This is a genomic window from Thauera sp. GDN1, assembly GCF_029223545.1.
Lineage (GTDB): Bacteria > Pseudomonadota > Gammaproteobacteria > Burkholderiales > Rhodocyclaceae > Thauera.
Map to the genome: position 1 here is coordinate 496,918 of NZ_CP097870.1, position 21,227 is coordinate 518,144.

A 21,227-nucleotide genomic window follows, 5' to 3' on the forward strand; every position below is an offset into this window, starting at 1 on the left:
TGTGCTCAAAGGCGCTGGGTCGAACGCGCCTTGGAGGGCGAGACGCCGAAGAAGTCCCGGTAGCAGCGGCTGAAGTGCGGTGCGCCGGTGAAGCCGCAGGCGATCGCAATGTTCGTGATCGGGGCGTTGGTCTGCAGCAGCAGCCGACGTGCGCGCGTGATGCGCAGCTCGAGGTAATAGCGCGACGGCGTCGTCTTCATGTGGCGATGGAAGAGGCGGTCGATCTGGCGCCGCGATACCTGCGCGTAGTGCGCAAGATCGTCGATCGACAGCGGCTCTTCGATGTTGCTCTCCATCAGCTTGAGGATGGCGCGCAAGGCGTCGGGCAGGGTAGTGCTGCCTTCGATCACCGGCATCGGGCGGTCGGGAATGTCCTCTGTGCCGCGGTCGCAGGCGAGGATTTCCTCGATGCCGCGCACGACGTCGTCACCGTGCTGGTGGCGGATCACCGCCAGCATCATGCCCAGCGCGCTGTTCGCGCCGGCGGAGGAAATGCGGTCGCGGTCGATGACGAAAGGGATTGGGAGCAGCTTGGCGCGTGGGCTGCTCTCCTCGAGGCCCGCCCGGCTTTCGGGATGCACGGTGCAGGCGTAGCCGTCGAGCAGGCCGGCCAGCGCCAGCACCGAGCTACCGTTCCACAACCCGCCCATGGTCGTCCCTTTGCGTGCGATGGTACGCAGGCGGTCAAGGACTGTGCGCGGAGGGTTCAGATCGGAGCGGTAGCCGCCGCACACGATCAACATGTCGAGCTCAGTGGCATCGAGGGCCGACAGTTCGCAGTCGGCGGCGATGCTGATGCCGAGGTCACTGAGTACCGAGCCGCCTTCGAGGCTGACGGCCTGGAACCGATAGAGCGGGTTGCGGGCCAGCAGGTTGGCCGTGACGATGGCGTCCACTGCGCCGGTGAAGGCCATCATCGAGAAGTGTTCGAGCAGTACGAAACCGATCCGCCGGCTGATCGGCGGATGGTCGCTGTCGCTGTCGCGGGCGCGCAGGTAGGCCTGGTTGCTGTGGCGCAGGCGGCTGTTGAAATCTCGGCGTCCGCCGTGGGGGTCGAGGGGGGCCTTGAACGGCTCTCCGTTGCTCATGCCGCGTCTCGTGCTCCGTTCCGCGGCCGCGGGGCCGCGGGGCACAAGGCCCCGGGCCGCGGATGGCGGATCAACTGGCCGCGTAGCCGGGTTTCAGCGTCGTCGTGCCAGGGGTGGTGTCGATGGTCTGGATGGCTTCGCCCATGTCGCGCCAACGCTGCTGTTCTGCGGCGCTGGCCTTGGGGGAGAACCAACCGAGGTAAGCATAAACGATGCCGATCACCGGGGACATCCAGCAGGCGAAGGAAAGCGGGATGTAGAGCAGGTTCTCGAAGTTGCCGTCCGACACCCCCAGGCCCAGTGCGGTGATGACGATGGCGCCGCCTGCGTTCCAGGGCACCAGCGGAGAGACCAGGGTGCCGCCTTCCTCGAGTGCGCGCGACAGGTTCAGCGTCGAATAACCGCGGCCACGATACGCCGGTGCGTACATGCGGCCGGGCAGGGCGATCGACAGGTAGGGGTCGCCGGCGACCAGGTTGGTGGCGATGGCCGTGCCGGTGGCGGCCGCCTGCATCGAACCGAAGCTACGGGTGCGCTTGAGCACCGCATCGACGATCACTTCCAGGCAGCGGGTGTGCTCCAGCGCGCCGCCGAAGCCGAGCGCGATCATGACCAGGGTGATCACCCAGGTCATCGATTCGATGCCGCCACGGTTCAGCAGCTTGTCGATCTCCGTGATGCCCGACTCGATCTTGAAGCCGCTGTGCATGTAGGTGAAGACCTGATGCAGATCCGCACCCTGCACGAAGATGGCCACGACGCCACCGGCCACGGCGCCGGCGAACAGCGAGGGGATGGCCGGCATCTTGTTCAGGGCCAGCACCAGGACCAGCACCGCCGGCAGCAGTACGATCCAGCTCAGGCTGAACTGGCTTTCAATGCCTTGGGTGATCGCGGTGATCTTGGCGAAGTCCACCGGTCGGCCGTCGATCAGGCTGTAGCCGGCAATGATGTAGAGGACGAGGGCGATCAGCATCGACGGGATCGTCGTCGGAAGCATGTTGCGGATGTGATCGAACAGATTGGTACCGGTCACCGCAGGCGCCAGGTTGGTGGTGTCCGACAGCGGCGAGATCTTGTCGCCGAAGAAGGCGCCCGACACGACCGCACCGGCGGTCCAGTACATCGGGATCTCGAAGCCTGCGCCGATGCCCATCAGCGCCAGGCCGACGGTGCCGGTGGTGCCCCACGAGGTGCCGAGCGAAACCGACACCACCGAGCACAGCAGCATGCCGGCGGCCAGGAACCAGGCCGGGGTGAGCAGCTGGAGGCCGGCGTGGATCATGTACGGCACGGTGCCGCTGGCGATCCAGGTGCCGATGATCATGCCCACCACCATCAGGATGGCGACCGATTGCAGGCCGATGGTGACCACGCGCAATGCGCCTGCTTCCATGTCGTGCCAGCGGTGACCCTGCAGCCAGCCGATGGCGGCGGTGATGGCCAGGCCGAACGCGAGCGGAATGTGGGGCGTGAAGTCCTTGAAATAGAAGAGCTGGATGCCCAGTACGCCCAGTGTCAGGGCGATGGGAAGCAGGGCCATGCCGAGGGTCGGCCGTTTTATCGTTTTGGTGCTCATGGTGTCTCCTGGTCTTTTGATCGTGACCTTTGCGGTCGATGCACAGACTAGGGAGGCTGTGTAAATGGCGTTTCGGCGATTTGTGCAATGTTGTGCAAGTCTGTCATGGGTTCATTTACATCGTTTATATCGAGCTCGAAAAGCAAAACCGACATGACATGTCGGGTCTGGAACAGTGATGGGAATTGTGTCCATCTCGGACAAACGTGTGACGGGTACAGGCAAAAGGCCGCGGGGCGAACTTCCTAACATCTGGCTCCAACAGGTCGCGAACCGACGCACCTGCCGCCTGCGGGCGGGATACCAGACCAACCAGGAGACAACCCGACATGTTTGCCATGACCGACCGCATCGCCGGTTTCGACGACGAACTCAAGGCCGCGATGGACGCGGAATTCGAGCGCCAGGAATCGCACATCGAGCTCATCGCTTCCGAGAACTACACCAGCCCGCGTGTGCTCGAGGCGCAGGGCAGCGTGCTCACCAACAAGTACGCCGAGGGCTATCCCGGCAAGCGCTACTACGGTGGTTGCGAGCACGTCGATGTGGTCGAGCAACTCGCGATCGACCGTGCCAAGGAGCTGTTCGGCGCCGACTACGCCAACGTGCAGCCGCACTCCGGCTCCCAGGCCAACGCCGCGGTGTACATGGCGCTGCTCGAGCCGCACGACACCGTGCTCGGCATGAGCCTGGCCCATGGCGGTCACCTGACCCACGGTGCCAAGGTCAACTTCTCGGGCAAGATCTACAACGCCGTGCAGTACGGCCTCGACGAAACCACCGGCGAGATCGATTACGCGCAGGTCGAGGCGCTGGCGCGCGAGCACAAGCCGAAGATGATCGTCGCCGGCTTCTCCGCCTACTCCCGCGTCATCGACTGGAAGCGCTTCCGTGACATCGCCGACGCCGTCGGTGCCTGGTTGTTCGTGGACATGGCGCACGTCGCCGGCTTGGTCGCCGCCGGCCTGTACCCCAACCCGGTGCCCTTCGCCGATGTGGTCACCACCACCACCCACAAGACCCTGCGCGGCCCGCGCGGCGGCCTGATCCTGGCGCGCGCCAACCCGGATCTGGAGAAGAAGCTCAACTCGATCGTCTTCCCCGGCATCCAGGGCGGTCCGCTGATGCACGTCATCGCCGCCAAGGCGGTGGCGCTGAAGGAAGCGCTGCAGCCCGAGTTCAAGACCTACCAGGCGCAGGTGCTGAAGAACGCGCGCGTGATGGCGGGCGAATTCATCGAGCGCGGCTACAAGATCGTCTCCGGCGGCACCGACGACCACCTGTTCCTGGTCGACCTGGTCGCCAAGGGCATCACCGGCAAGGCCGCCGACGCCGCGCTCGGCACCGCCCACATCACGGTGAACAAGAACGCCGTGCCCAACGATCCGCAGTCGCCCTTCGTCACCAGCGGCATCCGCATCGGCACGCCGGCGATCACCAGCCGCGGCTTCAAGGAGGCCGAGGCGAAGGAGCTGACGCACTGGATCTGCGACGTGCTCGACGACATCGACGACGAATCGGTGATCGCCGCGGTGCGCGAGAAGGTGAAGGCCCTGTGCGCGCGCTTCCCCGTCTATCCGGCCAGCCGCTGATCCGCGTCACCGGAGAACCGAGATGGCCATCAGCGTATTCGAGATGTTCAAGGTCGGCATCGGGCCGTCGAGCTCCCACACCGTGGGACCGATGCGCGCCGCGCTGACCTTCGTCACCCGGCTGCAGGACGAGGGCGTGCTGCCCCGCGTGCGGCGGGTGCGTGCCGAGCTCTACGGCTCGCTCGGCGCGACCGGCAAGGGGCACGGCAGCGACAAGGCGGTCATGCTCGGCCTCGAGGGCGAGGCGCCCGACCTCGTCGATCCGGACACGATCGACGGCCGGCTCGCCCGCATCCGCGATGCGCGCAAGCTCTCGCTGCTCGGCCTGCAGGCCGTCGAATTCAACGAGAAGACCGATCTCGTCTTCCTGCGCCGCCAGAGCCTCCCCTACCACCCCAACGGCATGCGCCTGATCGCCTACGGGGAGGGCGAGGTCGAGATCGCGAACCGGGTGTATTACTCGGTGGGCGGCGGCTTCGTCGTCAATGAGGAGGCGGCAGGTGCCGACCGCATCGTGCACGACAGCACCGAGCTGCCCTATCCCTTCCGCAACGGCGACCAGCTGCTGACGCAATGTGCAGTGAATGAACTCTCCATCAGCCGGCTGATGCTGGAGAACGAGAAGGCCTGGCGCAGCGAGGCGGAAACCCGCAACGGCCTGCTCCACATCTGGAAGGTGATGCAGGCCTGCGTGCGGCGGGGCTGCGAGGTCGAGGGCGTGCTGCCCGGCGGCATGAAGGTGCGCCGCCGCGCGGCCGAGCTCTATCGCAGCCTGTCCGGCGCGCCCGAGGCTTCGCTGCGCGACCCGCTGACCACGATGGACTGGGTCAACCTGTATGCGCTGGCGGTCAATGAGGAAAACGCCTCCGGCGGCCGCATCGTCACCGCGCCCACCAACGGCGCGGCCGGCATCATCCCCGCGGTGCTGCACTACTACTACCGCTTCGTGTCCGGTGCGAACGAGGACGGTGTGGTGCGCTTCCTGCTGACCGCGGCGGCCATCGGCATCCTGTTCAAGGAGAACGCGTCGATCTCCGGGGCCGAGGTGGGCTGTCAGGGCGAGGTCGGCGTCGCCTGCTCGATGGCGGCCGGTGCGCTCGCCGAGGTGCTGGGCGGCACGCCGGAACAGGTCGAGAACGCCGCCGAGATCGGCATGGAGCACAACCTCGGCCTGACTTGCGACCCGGTCGGCGGTCTCGTGCAGGTGCCCTGCATCGAGCGCAACGCGATGGGTGCGATCAAGGCGATCAATGCGGCACGCATGGCCCTGCGCGGCGACGGCAAGCATTTCGTGTCGCTCGACAAGGTCATCAAGACCATGCGCGACACCGGTCGCGACATGAAGGACAAATACAAGGAAACATCCCGCGGCGGGCTAGCCGTGAATGTTGTCGAGTGCTGAGAGCACGGCCAGACAGCACAAGGAGGAGTGTCATGCAACATTATTCCGGCTTCGGGCTCGTCAAGCACGGGCTGAGCTACCACGAGAACTGGCAGCGCATGTGGCGCAATCCCGAGCCCAAGCGCGAGTACGACATCATCGTCGTGGGCGGCGGCGGCCATGGCCTGGCCACGGCCTATTACCTCGCCAAGGTGCACGGCATCACCAACATCGCGGTGGTCGAGAAGGGCTGGCTGGGCGGCGGCAACACCGCGCGCAACACCACCATCGTGCGCTCGAACTACCTGTGGGACGAGGCGGCCTGGCTGTACGAGCACGCCATGAAGCTGTGGGAAGGCCTGTCGCAGGACCTCAACTACAACGTGATGTTCTCGCAGCGTGGCGTGATGAACCTCGGTCACACCCTGCAGGACATGCGCGACATCCACCGCCGGGTCAACGCCAACCGCCTCAACGGCATCGATGGCGAAGTGCTGGACGTGAAGCAGATCCAGGAGATCGTGCCGCACATGGATTGCTCGGCCAACCGCCGTTATCCGGTGCTGGGCGCATCCTGGCAGCCGCGCGCCGGGGTCGCCCGCCACGACGCGGTGGCCTGGGGCTTCGCCCGCGGTGCCGACGCGCTGGGGGTCGACCTGCTGCAGCAGACCGAGGTCACCGGCTTCCGCATCAGCGGCGGCAAGGTGCTCGGCGTCGAGACCAACCGCGGCTTCATCGGCGCGAAGACGGTCGGTTGCGTGGCCGCCGGCAACTCCGGCGTGCTGGCGAAGATGGCGGGCTTCAAGCTGCCGGTGGAATCCCACCCGCTGCAGGCCCTGGTGTCCGAGCCGATGAAGCCCATCCTCGACACCGTGGTGATGTCGAACCACGTGCACGGCTACGTCAGCCAGTCCGACAAGGGCGACCTGGTGATCGGCGCCGGTATCGACGGCTACAACGGCTACGGCCAGCGCGGCAGCTATCCGACGATCGAGCATACCCTGCAGGCGATCGTCGAGCTGTTCCCGATCTTCTCGCGCGTGCGCATGAACCGGCAGTGGGGCGGCATCGTCGATACCACGCCCGATGCCTGCCCGATCATCTCGGCCACGCCGGTCGGCGGCCTGTTCTTCAACTGCGGCTGGGGTACCGGCGGCTTCAAGGCCACGCCGGGTTCGGGTCACGTGTTCGCGGCCACGCTGGCCGCAGGCAAGGCCCATCCGCTCGCCGCCCCCTTCACCATCGATCGCTTCATCTCCGGAAAGCTGATCGACGAGCACGGCGCTGCCGGCGTCGCGCACTGACAGGAGCAGGACACCATGCTGCACATCTACTGCCCGCATTGCGAAGAGTATCGCGAGGAAGAGGAGTTCCGGCCCAAGGGCGAGGCGCATATCGCGCGCCCGGCCGATCCCGAGAACACCAGTGACGAGGACTGGGGCGATTACCTGTTCTTCCGCAAGAACCCGCGCGGGCTGCACCACGAACAGTGGTTCCATGCCGCCGGCTGCCGCAAGTTCTTCAACGCCACGCGCGACACCGTCACCTACGAGATCCTCGAAACCTACAAGCCTGGCCAGCAACCGGCGATCACCGCCGAGTCGCGCAAGGCCAAGGCCTCCGCACAGGCCTCCAACCAGGGAGCGGCAAAATGAGCCAACGCAACCGTCTCGCCACCGGCGGCCGCATCGACCGCAAGCGCCCGCTGCGTTTCACCTTCAACGGCGTCGGCTACCAGGGCTACGCCGGCGACACCCTGGCCTCGGCGCTGCTCGCCAACGGCGTCGACGTGCTGAACCGCAGCTTCAAGTACGCCCGTCCGCGCGGTGTGGTGACGGCCGGTGCCGACGAGCCGAACGCCATCGTCCAGCTCGGCGCCACCGAAGCCGGCCAGGTCCCGAACGTTCGTGCCACCCAGCAGGCCCTCTACGACGGCCTGGTCGCCAAGAGCACCAATGGCTGGCCGAACGTCAATCGTGACGTCATGGGCGTGCTCGGCCAGCTCGGCGGCCAGTTCATGCCGCCGGGCTTCTACTACAAGACCTTCATGTCGCCGGCCTCGGCGTGGCCGAAGTACGAGCAGTACATCCGCAAGGCCGCCGGCCTGGGGCGCAGCCCGGTCGAGACCGATCCCGACATCTACGACCACATGCACCACCATTGCGACGTGCTGGTCGTCGGTGCCGGCCCCGCCGGCCTGGCCGCCGCGCTCGCCGCGGCACGCAGCGGGGCGCGCGTGATCCTGTGCGACGAGCAGGAGGAGATGGGCGGTTCGCTGCTCGACAGCCGTGAGCTGATCGATGGCAAGCCTGCTGCCGAATGGGTGGGCACGATCATCGCAGAGCTGGCCGCGTTGCCCGACGTCCTGCTCCTGCCGCGCACCACCGCCAACGGCTATCACGACCACAATTTCGTCACCCTGCACGAGCGCCGCACCGAACATCTGGCCGACCTGGCGCCGGCTGCCGCCGGCCGTCGCCAGGCGCGGGCGCGCATGCACAAGGTGCGTGCCGGCCGCGTCGTGCTCGCCACCGGCACGCACGAGCGCCCGCTGGTGTATGCCCGCAACGACGTGCCCGGCAACCTGGTCGCGGGGGCGGTGTCGACCTACGTCCGCCGCTATGGCGTCGTGCCCGGCCAGCGTCTGGTGTTGAGCACGACCAACGACCACGCCTACCGCGCAGCGCTCGACTGGCACGACGCCGGCCGCCAGGTGGTGGCGATCGTCGATGCCCGCGAACGGCCGGATGGCGACCTGGTCGCCGCCGCACGTTCGCGCAACATCCGCATCATCACCGGCAGCGCCGTCATCGAGGCGCAGGGCAAGAAGCGCGTGAGCGCAGCGGTCGTGGCCGCGATCGACATCGACGGCTTCCGCGTCAAGGGCAGCACCAGCGAGCTGGCGTGCGACACCATCGCCAGCTCCGGCGGCTACAGCCCGGTGGTGCATCTGGCCGCTCACACCGGCCGCCGCCCGGTTTGGCGCGAGGACCTGCTCGGCTTCGTCTCCGGCGGCGTGCCCGGTCAGATCCCGGCCGGCGGCGTCAATGGTCGCTGGACGCTGCGCGACGCGATCGCCGACGGCTTCGAGGTCGGTGTGCGTGCGGCGGCCGAGACCGGCCTGACCGCCAGCACCTTCACGCTGCCGACGGTGGCCCCGGTGCGCGAGGGCAAGCCGGTGGCGCTGTACCAGGTGCCGCACACCAAGCCGGCAATGCGTGCGCCCAAGCAGTTCGTCGATCAGCAGAACGACGTCACCGCCTCTGGCATCGAGCTGGCCACCCGCGAGGGCTTCGAGTCGATCGAGCACGTCAAGCGCTACACCGGCCTGGGCTTCGGCACCGACCAGGGCAAGCTCGGCAACATCAACGGCATGGCGATCGCCGCGCGCGTCACCCGGCAGTCGATTCCGGAAGTCGGCACGACGGTGTTCCGTCCGAACTACACCCCGATCACCTTCGGTGCGATCGCCGGCCGCCACTGCAACGAGTTCTTCGACCCGCGCCGCTACACCGCCCTGCACGGCTGGCACGTGGAGCGTGGCGCGAAGTTCGAGGAGGTGGGCCAGTGGATGCGCCCGTGGTACTTCCCGCGCGGCAACGAGTCGATGCACGAGGCCGTGCAGCGCGAATGCCGCGCCGTGCGCGAGGGCGTGGGCATCCTCGACGCCTCGACACTGGGCAAGATCGAGATCCAGGGCAAGGACGCGCGCGAGTTCCTCAACCGCCTCTACACCAACGCCTGGACCAAGCTCGAGCCGGGCAAGTGCCGCTACGGCCTCATGTGCAAGGACGACGGCATGGTGATGGACGACGGCGTGACCGCCTGCCTGGCCGAGAACCACTTCCACATGACCACCACCACCGGCGGCGCCGCAGGCGTGCTGGACTGGATGGAGATGTGGCACCAGACCGAGTGGCCGGATCTCGAGGTGTACTTCAACTCCACCACCGACCACTGGGCGGCGATGACGGTGACCGGGCCGAAGGCGCGCCTGCTGCTCGCCGAGCTGGCCGACATCGACGTCTCGGCCGAGGCCTTCGGCTACATGGACTGGCGCGAAGCGAAGGTCGCCGGCGTTCCGGCGCGAATCTTCCGCATCTCCTTCACCGGCGAGCTGTCGTTCGAGATCAACGTCCAGGCCAACTACGCGATGCACGTGTGGAAGGCGCTGTTCGAGAAGGGCGCCAAGTACGACCTGACGCCTTACGGCACCGAGACCATGCACGTGCTGCGCGCGGAGAAGGGCTTCATCATCATCGGCCAGGAGACCGATGGTTCGGTGACGCCGGAAGACCTCGGCATGCAGTGGTGCGTGGGCTACAAGAAGCCCTACTCGTGGATCGGCCGGCGTGCGCTGACCCGACCTGACACCAAGCGTGACGACCGCAAGCAGCTCGTCGGCCTCAAGCCGCTCGATCCCGAGCTGGTGTTGCAGGAAGGCGCCCAGATCGTGCTCGAGAAGGAAATCAGGATCCCGATGCCGATGGTCGGCCACGTCACCTCGAGCTATTTCAGTCCCATCCTGGGCCACGGCTTTGCGCTCGCCCTGTTGAAGGGCGGCAGCCAGCGCATCGGCCAGACCGTCTATCTGCCGATGGCGGACGGCAAGGTACATGCCGCCGAAGTGGTCAGCCCCGTGTTCTACGATCCCCAAGGAGCCCGTCATCATGTCTGAGGTCGCAACTTTCAATGCCCACCCGACGGTGGCAGTCCGGGCCGAGTCTCCGCTCGCTTTCAACCGAGTCGGCGTGGCCGTGCAGGCTTCTGCGCAGGGCGCGGGGGTGTGCATCCGCGAGCGCGCCCTGCTGGGTCATCTGATCCTGCGTGGCAATGCCGCGGACGAGGCCTTCCGCGCCGGGGTCGAGCTTGCGCTCGGCGTGCCGCTGCCGCTGAAGATGGGGACGGTGTCCCGCGACGATGGGCGCGGCGTCAGCGTGCAGTGGATGTCGCCCGACGAGTGGCTCGTGGTCGTGCCCGAGGGCCAGGACCACGCCACCGAGCTGAGCCTGCGCGGCGCGCTGAGCGGGCACTATGCGGTGATCACCGTCAGCGGCGCGCAGACCCTGCTCGAGCTGAGCGGCCCGGACGCCCGCCAGGTGCTGATGAAGTCGGCGGGTTACGACTTCCATCCGAGCAGCTTCCCGGTCGGCAAGGGGATCAGCACGACGCTTGCCAAGAGCACGGCGGTGATCCGGCGCACCGGCGACACGCAGTGGGAGCTGATCATCCGCCGCAGCTTCGCCGACTACCTGTACCGCTGGCTGCTCGACGCCAGCGAGGAGTTCGGCGTCTACGTCGCGCGCTGATCGGCTCGGGCCGGGGTGGAATTGATCGCCCCGGCCGTGCCGGTCACCGAACAACCTTCAACTCGGCACTGACTGGCCGAGGAGACCCTGCATGAATACCGGATCGATCGAGTTTCTCGAACGCATTGCCGTGTGTGCGACGGACGCTGGGCGCTCGCGCACGGTGGGAGACGACCGCATCTTCGTTCGCGGCTTGCGCGTTGACGCCCTGATTGGCGTGTACGAGTACGAGCGCCAGCAGCGCCAGCCGCTGCTGATCGACCTCGAGCTCGAACTCGACGGTTCGCGTTGCTGCCACACCGACGACCTGGGCGACGCGGTCGATTACGCCGCCGTCGTGGCCGCCGTGCACCGGCTGGCGCTGTTCAACCGGCGATTGCTGCTGGAGGCGTTCGCACAGGATCTTGCCGACACCTTGATCAACGATTTCGCGCTCAACGGTGTTGCGGTGAACATCAGCAAGCCCGGGATCCTGGAGGGCACCGACCAGGTGGGCGTCTCGATCCGCCGTCGTGCCCGCGACGCGGTGCGCGCGGCCTGATCAGGCCAATGGCCGGGCCGCTGGACTATAGTGGTACTCCAGTGCCACGAGGAGCGTCGCCATGTCCCGTCCCGTCGTCGAGTTCTGGTTCGAGTTCGCCAGCACCTATTCCTACCTGTCGGTGATGCGCATCGAGCGCGCGGCGCAGGCGGCCGGCGTGGAGGTGGCGTGGAAGCCCTTCCTGCTCGGGCCGGTGTTCCTGGCGCTGGGCTGGAACGATTCGCCGTTCAACATCTACCCGCCCAAGGGGCGCTACATGTGGCGCGACCTCGAGCGCCTGTGTGCGCGCGAGGGCTTGCCTTTCCGGCGGCCGACCCGTTTCCCGCGCAACGGCCTGCTTGCCGCGCGGGTGGCGCTGATCGGGGTCGAGGACGGTTGGGTGGCGCCCTTCGCGCGTGCGGTGATGACGGCCAATTTCGCCGAGGATCGGGAGATCGGCGAGGCGGCGGTGATCGAGGACATCCTGAGCACGCTGTCGCTGCCGGCGGGCGAGCTGCTGGCGCGGGCGCAGGCCGACGCCAACAAGCTCGCGCTGCGCAGCCAGACCGAACGCGCGGCCGAACTCGGGCTGTTCGGCGCGCCGAGCTTCCGTGTCGGCGAGGAGCTGTTCTGGGGCAACGACCGCCTCGACGATGCGCTCGCGTGGGCGAAGCAGCCCGGCCTGCCCGTAGGCGTGGCGGGCTGAGCCTGCGCTACTTCTTCTTCTGCGCCTGCTCTTCCTCGTACTTGCGGATGCGCTCCTCGTAGCGCGCGCGGTCTTCGGCGGCCTGCTGCGCGCGGCGCGCGGCGGCTTCCTCGGCCGCGCGGCGTTCGGCGGCGCGTTCCGCGTCGGCCGCGGCACGGGCGCGTGCGGCCTCGGCTTCGGCCGCGCGGCTGGCGGCTTCGCGCTCGGCGCGGATGCGCTCGGCTTCGGGGGCGGGCACGATGCGGGTGTCCGCGCCGGGGGCGGGGGCCGTCGTCGCCGGCATGGCCGGCAGCGCGCCGGGTGCGGCCGGTGTCAGCGGCGCGGCGGCGCGGGCGCCGGCTTCGGTCGCCACGCGCTGGCGCTCGGCGAGCGTGATGCGGCGGGCCTCGGCTTCCACGGCGCGGGCGCGCTGGATCGTCTCCAGGCGCTGCTTCTTGGCCTGGTCGATGCAGCGGTTGACCAGGAAGCGCTCGTAGCAGCCGGGCACGGTGGCCTGGTAGGTGGCTTCGGCCTCGGCGCGCAGGGCCTTGCCCTCGGCTTCGAGCGCCGCGGCGCGGGCGCGCTCGGCGGCGCGGGCGGCCTCGTCCGGCGTCTGGGCGTGGGCGGGCAGGGCGGCGGTGGCGAGCAGGGCAGCGAACAGGCCGGCTGCGACGGAACGGCGTGCAATGGCTGAAGACGGCGGGCGGAGACGGATCATGCGAGCGCTTTCTGGATTCGGGTTTCCGGAACCTGCGTTCCGGCTTCGATCGGGCTGGCGCGTAGAATAGCGCCTTTGCAACCGTCCGCGGCCCCGAGGCCGTGTATCCGTTCGTGATCAGTCTTCGCAATCTGCGCCTCGCACGCGGCGCCAAGGTCCTCATCGAGGCCGCCACGCTGCAGATCCATCCCGGCTGGAAGGTAGGCCTCACCGGCGCCAACGGCAGCGGCAAGTCCAGCCTCTTCGCCATGCTGCGCGACCAGCTCCACCCCGATCAGGGCGACCTCGACATGCCGCCCGGCTGGGTGATCGCCCACGTCGCGCAGGAGACCCCCGGCCTGCCGCAGCCGGCGATCGACTACGTGCTCGACGGCGACGCCGAGCTGCGCCGCATCGAGGCCGAGCTGGCCGCGGCCGAGGCGGCCCACGACGGCTCGCATATCGGAGAGCTCCACGCCCGCCTGCACGAGATCGGTGGCTATGCGGCGCGCGCGCGCGCGGCGGCGCTGCTCGACGGTCTCGGCTTCCTGCCCGCCGACATCGAACGCCCGGTCTCGGACTTCTCGGGCGGCTGGCGGATGCGCCTGAACCTGGCGCAGGCGCTGATGTGCCGTTCCGACCTGCTGCTGCTCGACGAGCCCACCAACCACCTCGATCTCGACGCGGTGATCTGGCTCGAGGCCTGGCTGCGCGACTACCGCGGCACCTTGCTGCTGATCTCGCACGACCGCGAGTTCCTCGACGCCTGCGTGACCCACATCGCCCACATCGAGCAGCAGAAGCTCGGCCTATACACCGGCGGCTATTCCGACTTCGAGCGCCAGCGCGGCGAGCGCCTGTTGCAGCAGCAGGCGATGTTCGACAAGCAGCAGCGCGACATCGCGCACATGGAAGACTACATCCGCCGCTTCCGCGCCAAGGCCACCAAGGCGCGCCAGGCGCAGAGCCGGATCAAGGCGCTCGAGCGCATGGAGCGCATCGCCGCGGCGCACGTCGACACGCCCTTCAGCTTCGCCTTCCGCGACGCGCCGCCGGCGCCCGATCCGCTGCTGCAGATCGAGGACGGTGCGGTGGGCTACGGCGACAAGACGGTGCTGGAACGCATCACGCTGACCCTGCGCCCGGGCGAGCGCGTCGGCCTGCTCGGGCGCAACGGCGCCGGCAAGTCGACGCTGATCAAGCTGCTCGCGCACGAGCTGCAGCTGGCCAGCGGCCGCCGCCTGGAAGGCAAGGGCCTGGCCACCGGCTACTTCGCCCAGCACCAGCTGGAAACCCTGCGCCCGGACGAGTCCGCGCTGCAGCACATGGTCCGCCTCGACCCGCAGACGCGCGAGCAGGAGCTGCGCGACTATCTCGGCGGCTTCGACTTCCGCGGCGACGGCGTGGGCGGCACCTCCACCCCGGCGACCACCCCCTGCGGCCCGTTCTCGGGCGGCGAGAAGTCGCGCCTGGCGCTGGCGCTGCTGATCTGGCAGCGCCCCAACCTCCTGCTGCTCGACGAGCCCACCAACCACCTCGACCTCGAGATGCGCCACGCGCTGACCATGGCGCTGCAGGACTACGAGGGCGCGATGGTGCTGGTGTCGCACGACCGCGCGCTGCTGCGCGCCACCTGCGACCGCTTCCTGCTGGTCGACGGCGGGCGCATCCAGCCCTTCGACGGCGACCTCGACGACTACCGCGACTGGCTCGCCAGCCGGCGCGCCGAAGTCGCGGCCGCCGCGGCCTGCCCCGACCAGGTGGCGGACAAGGCCGCACGCAAGGCCGATCGTGCCCAGGCCGCCGCCGACCGCCAGGCGCGCCTGGCCGCCCGCCGGCCGCTGGTGAAGGAGATCGAGCAGATCGACAAGCGCCTGGCGGCGTGGAACAAGGAGAAGGGCGAGATCGACGCGAAGCTCGCCGACCCGGCGCTGTACACCGGGCCGCAGGCGGGCGAGGTGCCGGCGCTCAACAAGCGCCAGGCCGAGCTCGCCGAGCGCATCGAGGAGGCCGAGCTGCGCTGGCTGGAGCTGCACGAGGCGCTGGAGGCGATTCCGGTCGAGTGATCCGGGCGCAGAGCATCGGGTCCGGCGCGTGTACGGACCGGCCCCGGTACGCGCGCATCACCGCGCCGTCCTCGCCGCGACCCCGTCCGGCCGGCCGTGGGCTGCTAGAATCGCGGCTTTCCGAATCTGCCCTCAGGAGCTCGCGGTGCGTATCGTCTGTCTCGACCTCGAAGGTGTGCTGGTCCCCGAAATCTGGATCGAATTCGCCGAGCGCACCGGCATCCCGGAGCTGCGCCGCACCACCCGCGACGAGCCGAACTACGACACCCTGATGAAGTACCGCCTGGACATCCTGGCGCAGAAGAAGCTCGGCCTGCCCGACATCCAGGAGGTCATCGCCAGCATGGGGCCGATGGAGGGCGCGCGCGAATTCCTCGACGAATTGCGCGACGCCTACCAGGTGGTGATCCTGTCCGACACCTTCTACGAGTTCGCCAAGCCGCTGATGAAGCAGCTCGGCCTGCCGACCCTGTTCTGCCACAGCCTGGAGGCCAACGCCGAGGGCATCCTGGTGAACTACCACCTGCGCATGCCCGACCAGAAGCGCGAGGCGGTCAAGCGCTTCAAGGAACTCAACTTCAAGGTCGTGGCCGCGGGCGATTCCTACAACGACACCGCGATGCTGGGCGAGGCCCACGGCGGCATCCTGTTCCATCCGCCCGAGAACGTGGTGCGCGAGTTCCCGCAGTTCCCGGTGGTGCGCGACTACGCAAGCCTGCGTGCCGAGATCGACAAGGCTTTTGCCAAAGTCGCCTGACTCCGGCACAAGCCGTTCGGCGAGTTGCACGGCCCCCGCTCGCTGCGCTCGCCGCCCCCCAGGAGGCTCGGCCTCTCCAACGAACATCGGCAGTACCCCCTCATGCATCGCGAACGCTTCTACACCCTGTCCGCCTCCTGCCCCGACCGCGTCGGCATCGTCGCCAAGGTCTCCGGCTTCATCGCCGAGCACGCGGGCTGGATCCTCGAGACCTCGCTGCACGCCGAGCCGCCGCTCGAGGCGGGCGAAGTCGGCCGCTACTTCATGCGCATCGAGATCAGGGCCGATTCGCTGCCCTTCCACCTCGCCGAGTTCCGTGAAAGATTCCGTCCGCTCGCCGAGGAGCTGGAGATGGACTGGAAGATCACCGACTCCGCGGTCAAGAAGCGCGTGGTCGTGCTGGTGAGCAAGCAGGAGCACTGCCTGTACGACCTGCTCGCGCGCTGGCAGTCGAAGGAGCTCGACATCGAGATCCCGTGCGTGATCTCCAACCACGACACCTTCCGCGGCTTCGTCGAGTGGCACGGCATCCCCTTCCACCACGTGCCGGTCGGCGCCGACAACAAGGCCAGCGCCTACGCCGAGGTGCGGCGCATCTTCGAGGAAGTGCGCGGCGACACCATGGTGCTGGCGCGCTACATGCAGATCCTGTCGCCGGCGCTGTGTGCCGCCTATCCGGGCCGCATCATCAACATCCACCACAGCTTCCTGCCCAGCTTCGTCGGCGCCAGGCCCTACCACCAGGCCTATGCCAAGGGCGTCAAGCTGATCGGCGCCACCTGCCACTACGTCACCGCCGACCTCGACCAGGGCCCGATCATCGAGCAGGACGTGATCCGCATCGACCACTCCGACGCGGTCGAGGACATGGTGCGCTACGGCAAGGACATCGAGAAGACCGTGCTCGCCCGCGGCCTGCGCTACCACCTCGAGGACCGCGTGCTGGTGCACGGCAACAAGACGGTGGTGTTCCGCTGACCTGGGCCGCGCCTGCCTGCGCCGTGTCGTTCAATCTCAGCGCAGGCGGGCCGCCACCGCCTCGATCGGCGCCGGGCTGACCGAGCTCGGCTGCTGGAAGGGATTGCCCTGGACCAGCACGATGGCCGCGGTGGGCGCGGCCGCGAGCGCGAACAGCAGCACCGCGACGAAGGCCGCACGCGGACGCTCGATATGCACCGCAGCGCACGACACCAGGGTCAGGAAGCCGAGGAAGGCCATGCCCAGCCACTTCAGCGGATTCACATGGGTCTGGCTGAGTGCGACGCGCAGGTCGCGGTCGGCACGCGCCTCGCTGGCCTTGCTCAGCATCAGCGCCTGGGCGTTGCGCCCGGCGCCGTCCTCGACCTCCCTCGCGGCCAGCAGCGTCAGCAGCGTGTCGGCGCGGGCCGGCACCTCCGGATTCTCGGCGCGGCGGGCGAGCTGCGACCATTCCCCGGCGCTGCCGCGCGCGTAGTTGGCCACCGCGCCGCGCACCCGCTCGCGCAAGGGCGCGGGCAGGGTGTCGGCGAGGGCGGCGATGCTGCGCAGCGCGTCGGCCTCGCGGTACACCGCATTCATCGCGCGATCGTGCGCGCTCCAGGTGTCGTTGGCCAGGAATGCGAGGGTGAGGCCGAACAGCACGCCGACGATGTTGATGAAGGGCGGCGCCACGCCCTGCAGCGATTGCAGGCGCGCCGCCCACGGCGAGCGCTGGATCAGCCACTGGAGCAGCAGCACGGCGACGAGGGTGCCGAGGACGGCGAGCAGGGCGAGTCCGTAATGGTCGTGGATCTGCCAGTCGAGGAGCATGGCGGCTTCCGTGGGATGACGAGGCCCCAGTGTACCAATCCGCCGGCCCCCGGCCCGCCCGCGGTCCGTCCCGCACCGCCCCAATCGGGGCGAGGGCATGGTTACCATGTGCGTCGGCACGGGCAGGGGCGGTCGTCCCGCCGCCGCACGCGAACATTCCAGCAAGGGAGAACGACGACATGACCCGACACCCCGATCCGGCGCAGGGCCCGGTGCAGTTCGAGCCGGAGTTCATCGCCGGCGTGCGCGAGCTGTTCGAGCACAGGATCCCCTTCAATGCGCTGCTCGGCCTGAAGATCGACGACATCGGCGGCGAGCGCGTGCATGGCCACCTCGACATGCGCCATGAGCTGGTCGGCCACTTCGTGCATGACCGCATCCACGGCGGCGTGATTTCCGCCTGCCTCGACGCGATGGGCGGCCTCGCGGTGATGGCGGCGATCGGCGCCCGCCACCTCGACGAGCCACCCTTCCAGCGCCTGCACCGCTTCGGCAAGCTCGGCACCATCGACCTGCGCGTCGACTACCTGCGTCCCGGCATCGGCGAGCGCTTCCTGCTCGAGGCCGAGGTGCTGCGCCTGGGCTCGCGGGTGGCGTCGACGCGGATGAGCTTCCTCGACGTCGAGGGCAAGCTGCTGGCCACCGCTTCGGCGGCCTACATCGTGTCGTGAGTGCCCGATGAGCCCGATCGATGACGCTGCGGCCGGCGATCGCCCGGCCGCCCGGCCCGCCGCGAACCTGCTCGCCGACCTGCCGCCGCCCGCCGGCAGTGAGATCTTCCAGACCCTGTTCGCCAACCCCGGCTGCCGCGTCGAGCGCATCGTCTCGCACGGCCACGCCACCCCGCCCGGCGAATGGTACGACCAGGACGAGGACGAATGGGTGGCGCTGCTGCGCGGCGAGGCCGTGCTGGCGTTCGCCGACGGCGAGACGATGGCGCTGACGGCGGGGGACTGGGTCGGCATCCCGGCGCGCCGACGGCATCGCGTCGAATCGGTGTCGCAGGATGCGGTGTGGCTGGCGGTGCATTGCCGCGCCGGCGCGTCCACGTAAAAACGGCGCCCCGAAGGGCGCCGTGCAAGCTCGGGGTCCGAGGCGGACCCCGGCGAGGGACGCTCAGTAGCGGTAGGCGGTCTCGCCGTGCGCGGTGGTGTCGAGGCCCTGGCGCTCGTCCTCTTCGGCCACGCGCAGGCCGACCAGCAGGTCCGCGACCTTGTAGGCGACGAAGGCGACCACGGCCGACCACACGATGGTCACGATCACGCTCCAGGTCTGGATCCACACCTGCGAGGCGATCGAGAAGTCCTCGGCGCCGGTGCCGCCCAGGCCGGGGGCCGCGAACACGCCGGTCAGGATCGCGCCGACGATGCCGCCCACGCCATGCACGCCGAACACGTCGAGCGCGTCGTCCGCACCCAGCATGTGCTTGAGCCCATTGACGCCCCAGATGCAGATGAAGCCGGACAGCGTGCCGATCACGATCGCGCCCATCGGGCCCACCGAGCCGCAGGCCGGGGTGATCGCCACCAGGCCGGCGACCGCACCCGAGGCCGCACCCAGCATCGAGGGCTTGCCCTTGAGCAGCGCCTCGCCCAGCGACCAGGCCAGCACCGCGGCGGCCGTGGCGACCAGGGTGTTGATGAAGGCGAGCGCGGCGCCAGAGGTGGCCTCGAGGTTGGAGCCGGCGTTGAAGCCGAACCAGCCCACCCACAGCAGCGAGGCGCCGACCATGGTCAGGGTCAGGCTGTGCGGCGCCAGCGATTCGCGACCGTAGCCGATGCGCTTGCCCACCATGTAGGCGCCCACCAGGCCGGCGATGCCGGCGTTGATGTGCACCACCGTGCCGCCGGCGAAGTCGAGCGCGCCGTCCTCCAGCAGGTAGCCGCCCGGGCCCCACACCATGTGGCAGATCGGCAGGTAGCACAGCGTGAACCAGATCACCGAGAAGATCAGCACCGCCGAGAACTTCATGCGCTCGGCGAAGGCGCCGACGATCAGCGCACCGGTGATGCCGGCGAAGGTGGCCTGGAAGGCGATGAAGGCGAACTCGGGCAGCTTCACGGTCTCGGTGAAGGTGTCGGCGAGCGATTCGATCGTCACCCCGGACAGGAAGACCTTGTCGAGCGAGCCGATGAAGGGACTCGCCTCGGTGAAGGCCAGGCTGTAGCCGTAGATGGCGAACAGCAGCGCGTTCAGCGAGAACACGGTCATCACCTGCATCAGCACCGACAGCATGTTCTTGGCGCGCACCAGGCCGCCGTAGAACAGTGCCAGGCCGGGCAGGGCCATCATCAGCACGAGCAGGGTGGCGGTCATGATCCAGGCCACATCGCCCTTGTTGACCTCGACCGCCGCGGCAGCCGCTTCCTGGGCGAAGGCGCCGCCCGATGCGCCGGCGAGCGCGCCACCGACGGCGACCGCGGGCAGGAGTGCGAAGAGTTTTTTCATTTTCCGGTGCTCCCTTACAGCGCGTCCGTGCCGGTCTCGCCGGTGCGGATGCGGATGGCCTGTTCCAGCTCGAAGACGAAGATCTTGCCGTCGCCGATCTTGCCGGTGGCGGCGGACTTCTCGATGGCCTCGATCGCCTGGTCGAGGATGTCGTCGGGGATGGCGGCCTCGACCTTCACCTTGGGCAGGAAATCGACGACGTACTCGGCGCCGCGGTAGAGCTCGGTGTGGCCCTTCTGGCGGCCGAAGCCCTTGACCTCGGTGACGGTGATGCCCTGCACGCCGATGGCCGAGAGCGCCTCGCGGACCTCGTCGAGCTTGAAGGGCTTGATGATGGCGGCGATGAATTTCATGGTTTTCTCCGGTTCTCTGGGGGCGCGTCAGAAGGACTTGCTGACCGACAGGATCACGCGCTCGTCGGCGAGGTCGGCGTTGTCCACGTCGGTGTCGACGTAGTGCAGGCCGAAGTTGAAGCCGCCGTATTCCTTGGCGAGGCCGAGCTTCCAGTCGGTGTAGTCGTCCTGGCCCTTGATGTCGCTGTAGCCGACGTGGGCGGACAGGGTGATGCCGTAGCCGACATCCACCGCCGCGCCCAGGTCGTAGTACTGGCTGCCGTCCGACTTGTCGTAGCCGAACAGGTCGGTGAAGGCGTACGAGTACTTGAAGGACAGGAATTCCCACGACAGGCCGAGATAGCCTTCCAGCGTGTTCGGGCTGTTGTAGGGCTTGGGATAGCTGCCCGGGTAGTAGTACTGCAGCAGACCGACGTCGTAGCCGATGGCGCCGACCGTGCCCTTGTAGCCGCCGTAGAGGTCGAGCTCGAGGCTGTTGCTGACCTCGCTGTTGCCGTCGGACAGCCAGGACACGTTCGAGCCCCACACGCCGGCGTAGAGCCCGCTTTCATGGGCGTAGTCGAAACCGCCCTGCAGCGCCGGGCGCTCGTCGGTCTGGCTCCAGCCGCGATAGGCGTAGTCGGAGACGAGGCCGACGTTGGCGGAGAAGGGGCTGTCCTCGGCGTGGACGCTGCCGGAAAAGGGCAGGGCGGCGAGAAGGGCGGCAAGCGTGGCGGTGATCGAGGTCTTGGTCATGGTCTGCTCCTTGGGAAGGGGGTCGGAATGTCTGACGACAATCCCTTAGCAGATCGTGTGCCAGCTTTTCGGATGCCTTGTGTGCTGCGGGTTTCCGGCCTTTCGTGAGGAGGGATGCTGCGCTGCGCAAGCGAAGCCATGGACGAAACCGGGGTCCCATGCACCGTCATGGTGCATGGCATGCCCGGCGGAGGGCGATTCCGGTGCGGCGGCCCCCGCGTGCTAGACT

20 protein-coding genes are annotated in these 21,227 nt (G+C 68.3%); 13 read left to right on the plus strand and 7 right to left on the minus strand.

Going from position 1 to position 21,227, the window contains the following annotated elements; genetic code table 11:
- Positions 1–5: 5 nt before the first annotated feature.
- Positions 6–1,088, minus strand: a complete 1,083-nt coding sequence (locus tag CKCBHOJB_RS02170; protein ID WP_281050400.1) for a GlxA family transcriptional regulator — start codon at positions 1,086–1,088, stop codon at positions 6–8.
- Between the two features lie 70 nt (positions 1,089–1,158).
- Positions 1,159–2,667: a Na+/H+ antiporter NhaC gene (gene nhaC / locus CKCBHOJB_RS02175; RefSeq protein WP_281050401.1), complete on the minus strand. Its 1,509-nt coding sequence runs from the start codon at positions 2,665–2,667 to the stop codon at positions 1,159–1,161.
- Positions 2,668–2,996: 329 nt separating this feature from the next.
- Between nhaC and glyA the strand changes: the two genes are divergently transcribed.
- The 8 genes from glyA (at position 2,997) to CKCBHOJB_RS02215 (ending at position 12,175) form a co-directional block, all read left to right on the plus strand.
- Positions 2,997–4,259: a serine hydroxymethyltransferase gene (gene glyA, locus CKCBHOJB_RS02180; RefSeq protein ID WP_281050402.1), complete on the plus strand. Its 1,263-nt coding sequence runs from the start codon at positions 2,997–2,999 to the stop codon at positions 4,257–4,259.
- 22 nt (positions 4,260–4,281) lie between these two features.
- Entirely contained in the window at positions 4,282–5,661 is a 1,380-nt protein-coding gene (locus CKCBHOJB_RS02185) for an L-serine ammonia-lyase (RefSeq protein WP_281050403.1), read from the plus strand.
- A gap of 32 nt (positions 5,662–5,693) precedes the next feature.
- Positions 5,694–6,944 carry a sarcosine oxidase subunit beta family protein gene (locus CKCBHOJB_RS02190; RefSeq protein ID WP_281050404.1) on the plus strand — a complete coding sequence of 417 codons (1,251 nt, stop codon included), beginning with the start codon at positions 5,694–5,696 and terminating at the stop codon, positions 6,942–6,944.
- 15 nt (positions 6,945–6,959) lie between these two features.
- Positions 6,960–7,295, plus strand: a complete 336-nt coding sequence (locus CKCBHOJB_RS02195) for a sarcosine oxidase subunit delta (RefSeq protein ID WP_281050405.1) — start codon at positions 6,960–6,962, stop codon at positions 7,293–7,295.
- The gene (locus CKCBHOJB_RS02200) at positions 7,292–10,318 is read left to right on the plus strand and encodes a sarcosine oxidase subunit alpha family protein (protein WP_281050406.1); all 3,027 of its coding nucleotides are present in this window, start codon (positions 7,292–7,294) and stop codon (positions 10,316–10,318) included. Before CKCBHOJB_RS02195 ends, CKCBHOJB_RS02200 begins: the two co-directional genes overlap by 4 nt.
- Positions 10,311–10,949 (plus strand): sarcosine oxidase subunit gamma family protein, encoded by a 639-nt coding sequence (soxG, locus tag CKCBHOJB_RS02205; protein ID WP_281050407.1) that lies wholly within the window; start codon positions 10,311–10,313, stop codon positions 10,947–10,949. The genes CKCBHOJB_RS02200 and soxG overlap by 8 nt, the downstream gene beginning before the upstream one ends.
- Before the next feature lie 91 nt (positions 10,950–11,040).
- The gene (gene folB, locus CKCBHOJB_RS02210; RefSeq protein WP_281050408.1) at positions 11,041–11,490 is read left to right on the plus strand and encodes a dihydroneopterin aldolase; all 450 of its coding nucleotides are present in this window, start codon (positions 11,041–11,043) and stop codon (positions 11,488–11,490) included.
- A 61-nt stretch (positions 11,491–11,551) separates the two neighbouring features.
- A complete protein-coding gene (locus CKCBHOJB_RS02215) occupies positions 11,552–12,175 on the plus strand; it encodes a 2-hydroxychromene-2-carboxylate isomerase (RefSeq protein ID WP_281050409.1) in 624 nt (207 codons plus the stop codon).
- 7 nt (positions 12,176–12,182) lie between these two features.
- On the opposite strand, the gene CKCBHOJB_RS02220 is transcribed toward CKCBHOJB_RS02215, so the two are convergent.
- Positions 12,183–12,872, minus strand: a complete 690-nt coding sequence (locus tag CKCBHOJB_RS02220; RefSeq protein WP_281050410.1) for a hypothetical protein — start codon at positions 12,870–12,872, stop codon at positions 12,183–12,185.
- A gap of 113 nt (positions 12,873–12,985) precedes the next feature.
- Between CKCBHOJB_RS02220 and CKCBHOJB_RS02225 the strand changes: the two genes are divergently transcribed.
- The 3 genes from CKCBHOJB_RS02225 (at position 12,986) to purU (ending at position 16,652) form a co-directional block, all read left to right on the plus strand.
- Entirely contained in the window at positions 12,986–14,917 is a 1,932-nt protein-coding gene (locus tag CKCBHOJB_RS02225) for an ATP-binding cassette domain-containing protein (protein WP_281050411.1), read from the plus strand.
- A 145-nt stretch (positions 14,918–15,062) separates the two neighbouring features.
- Positions 15,063–15,674 carry a bifunctional phosphoserine phosphatase/homoserine phosphotransferase ThrH gene (thrH, locus tag CKCBHOJB_RS02230; protein WP_281050412.1) on the plus strand — a complete coding sequence of 204 codons (612 nt, stop codon included), beginning with the start codon at positions 15,063–15,065 and terminating at the stop codon, positions 15,672–15,674.
- A 102-nt stretch (positions 15,675–15,776) separates the two neighbouring features.
- On the plus strand, positions 15,777–16,652 hold the full coding sequence (gene purU, locus CKCBHOJB_RS02235; RefSeq protein ID WP_281050413.1) for a formyltetrahydrofolate deformylase: 876 nt from the start codon (positions 15,777–15,779) through the stop codon (positions 16,650–16,652).
- A gap of 36 nt (positions 16,653–16,688) precedes the next feature.
- Here the strand turns inward: purU and CKCBHOJB_RS02240 are convergent, their stop codons facing one another.
- Complete coding sequence (locus CKCBHOJB_RS02240; protein ID WP_281050414.1) at positions 16,689–17,462, minus strand: DUF4239 domain-containing protein; 774 nt, start codon at positions 17,460–17,462, stop codon at positions 16,689–16,691.
- Positions 17,463–17,641: 179 nt separating this feature from the next.
- Here CKCBHOJB_RS02240 and CKCBHOJB_RS02245 point away from each other — a divergent pair, with 179 nt between their 5' ends.
- Together CKCBHOJB_RS02245 and CKCBHOJB_RS02250 are read left to right on the plus strand one after the other, a co-directional pair.
- Positions 17,642–18,133 (plus strand): thioesterase family protein, encoded by a 492-nt coding sequence (locus tag CKCBHOJB_RS02245; RefSeq protein WP_281050415.1) that lies wholly within the window; start codon positions 17,642–17,644, stop codon positions 18,131–18,133.
- A gap of 7 nt (positions 18,134–18,140) precedes the next feature.
- Positions 18,141–18,515, plus strand: a complete 375-nt coding sequence (locus tag CKCBHOJB_RS02250; RefSeq protein ID WP_281050416.1) for a cupin domain-containing protein — start codon at positions 18,141–18,143, stop codon at positions 18,513–18,515.
- 63 nt (positions 18,516–18,578) lie between these two features.
- Here CKCBHOJB_RS02250 and amt read toward each other — a convergent pair whose 3' ends face one another.
- Genes amt through CKCBHOJB_RS02265 form a run of 3 tightly spaced genes read right to left on the minus strand, consistent with a single transcriptional unit; the run spans position 18,579 to position 20,998 of the window.
- Positions 18,579–19,910 (minus strand): ammonium transporter, encoded by a 1,332-nt coding sequence (gene amt / locus CKCBHOJB_RS02255; RefSeq protein WP_281050417.1) that lies wholly within the window; start codon positions 19,908–19,910, stop codon positions 18,579–18,581.
- Positions 19,911–19,924: 14 nt separating this feature from the next.
- A complete protein-coding gene (gene glnK, locus CKCBHOJB_RS02260) occupies positions 19,925–20,263 on the minus strand; it encodes a P-II family nitrogen regulator (RefSeq protein WP_281050418.1) in 339 nt (112 codons plus the stop codon).
- A 27-nt stretch (positions 20,264–20,290) separates the two neighbouring features.
- Positions 20,291–20,998 (minus strand): TorF family putative porin, encoded by a 708-nt coding sequence (locus tag CKCBHOJB_RS02265; protein ID WP_281050419.1) that lies wholly within the window; start codon positions 20,996–20,998, stop codon positions 20,291–20,293.
- Between the last annotated feature and the right edge of the window lie 229 nt (positions 20,999–21,227).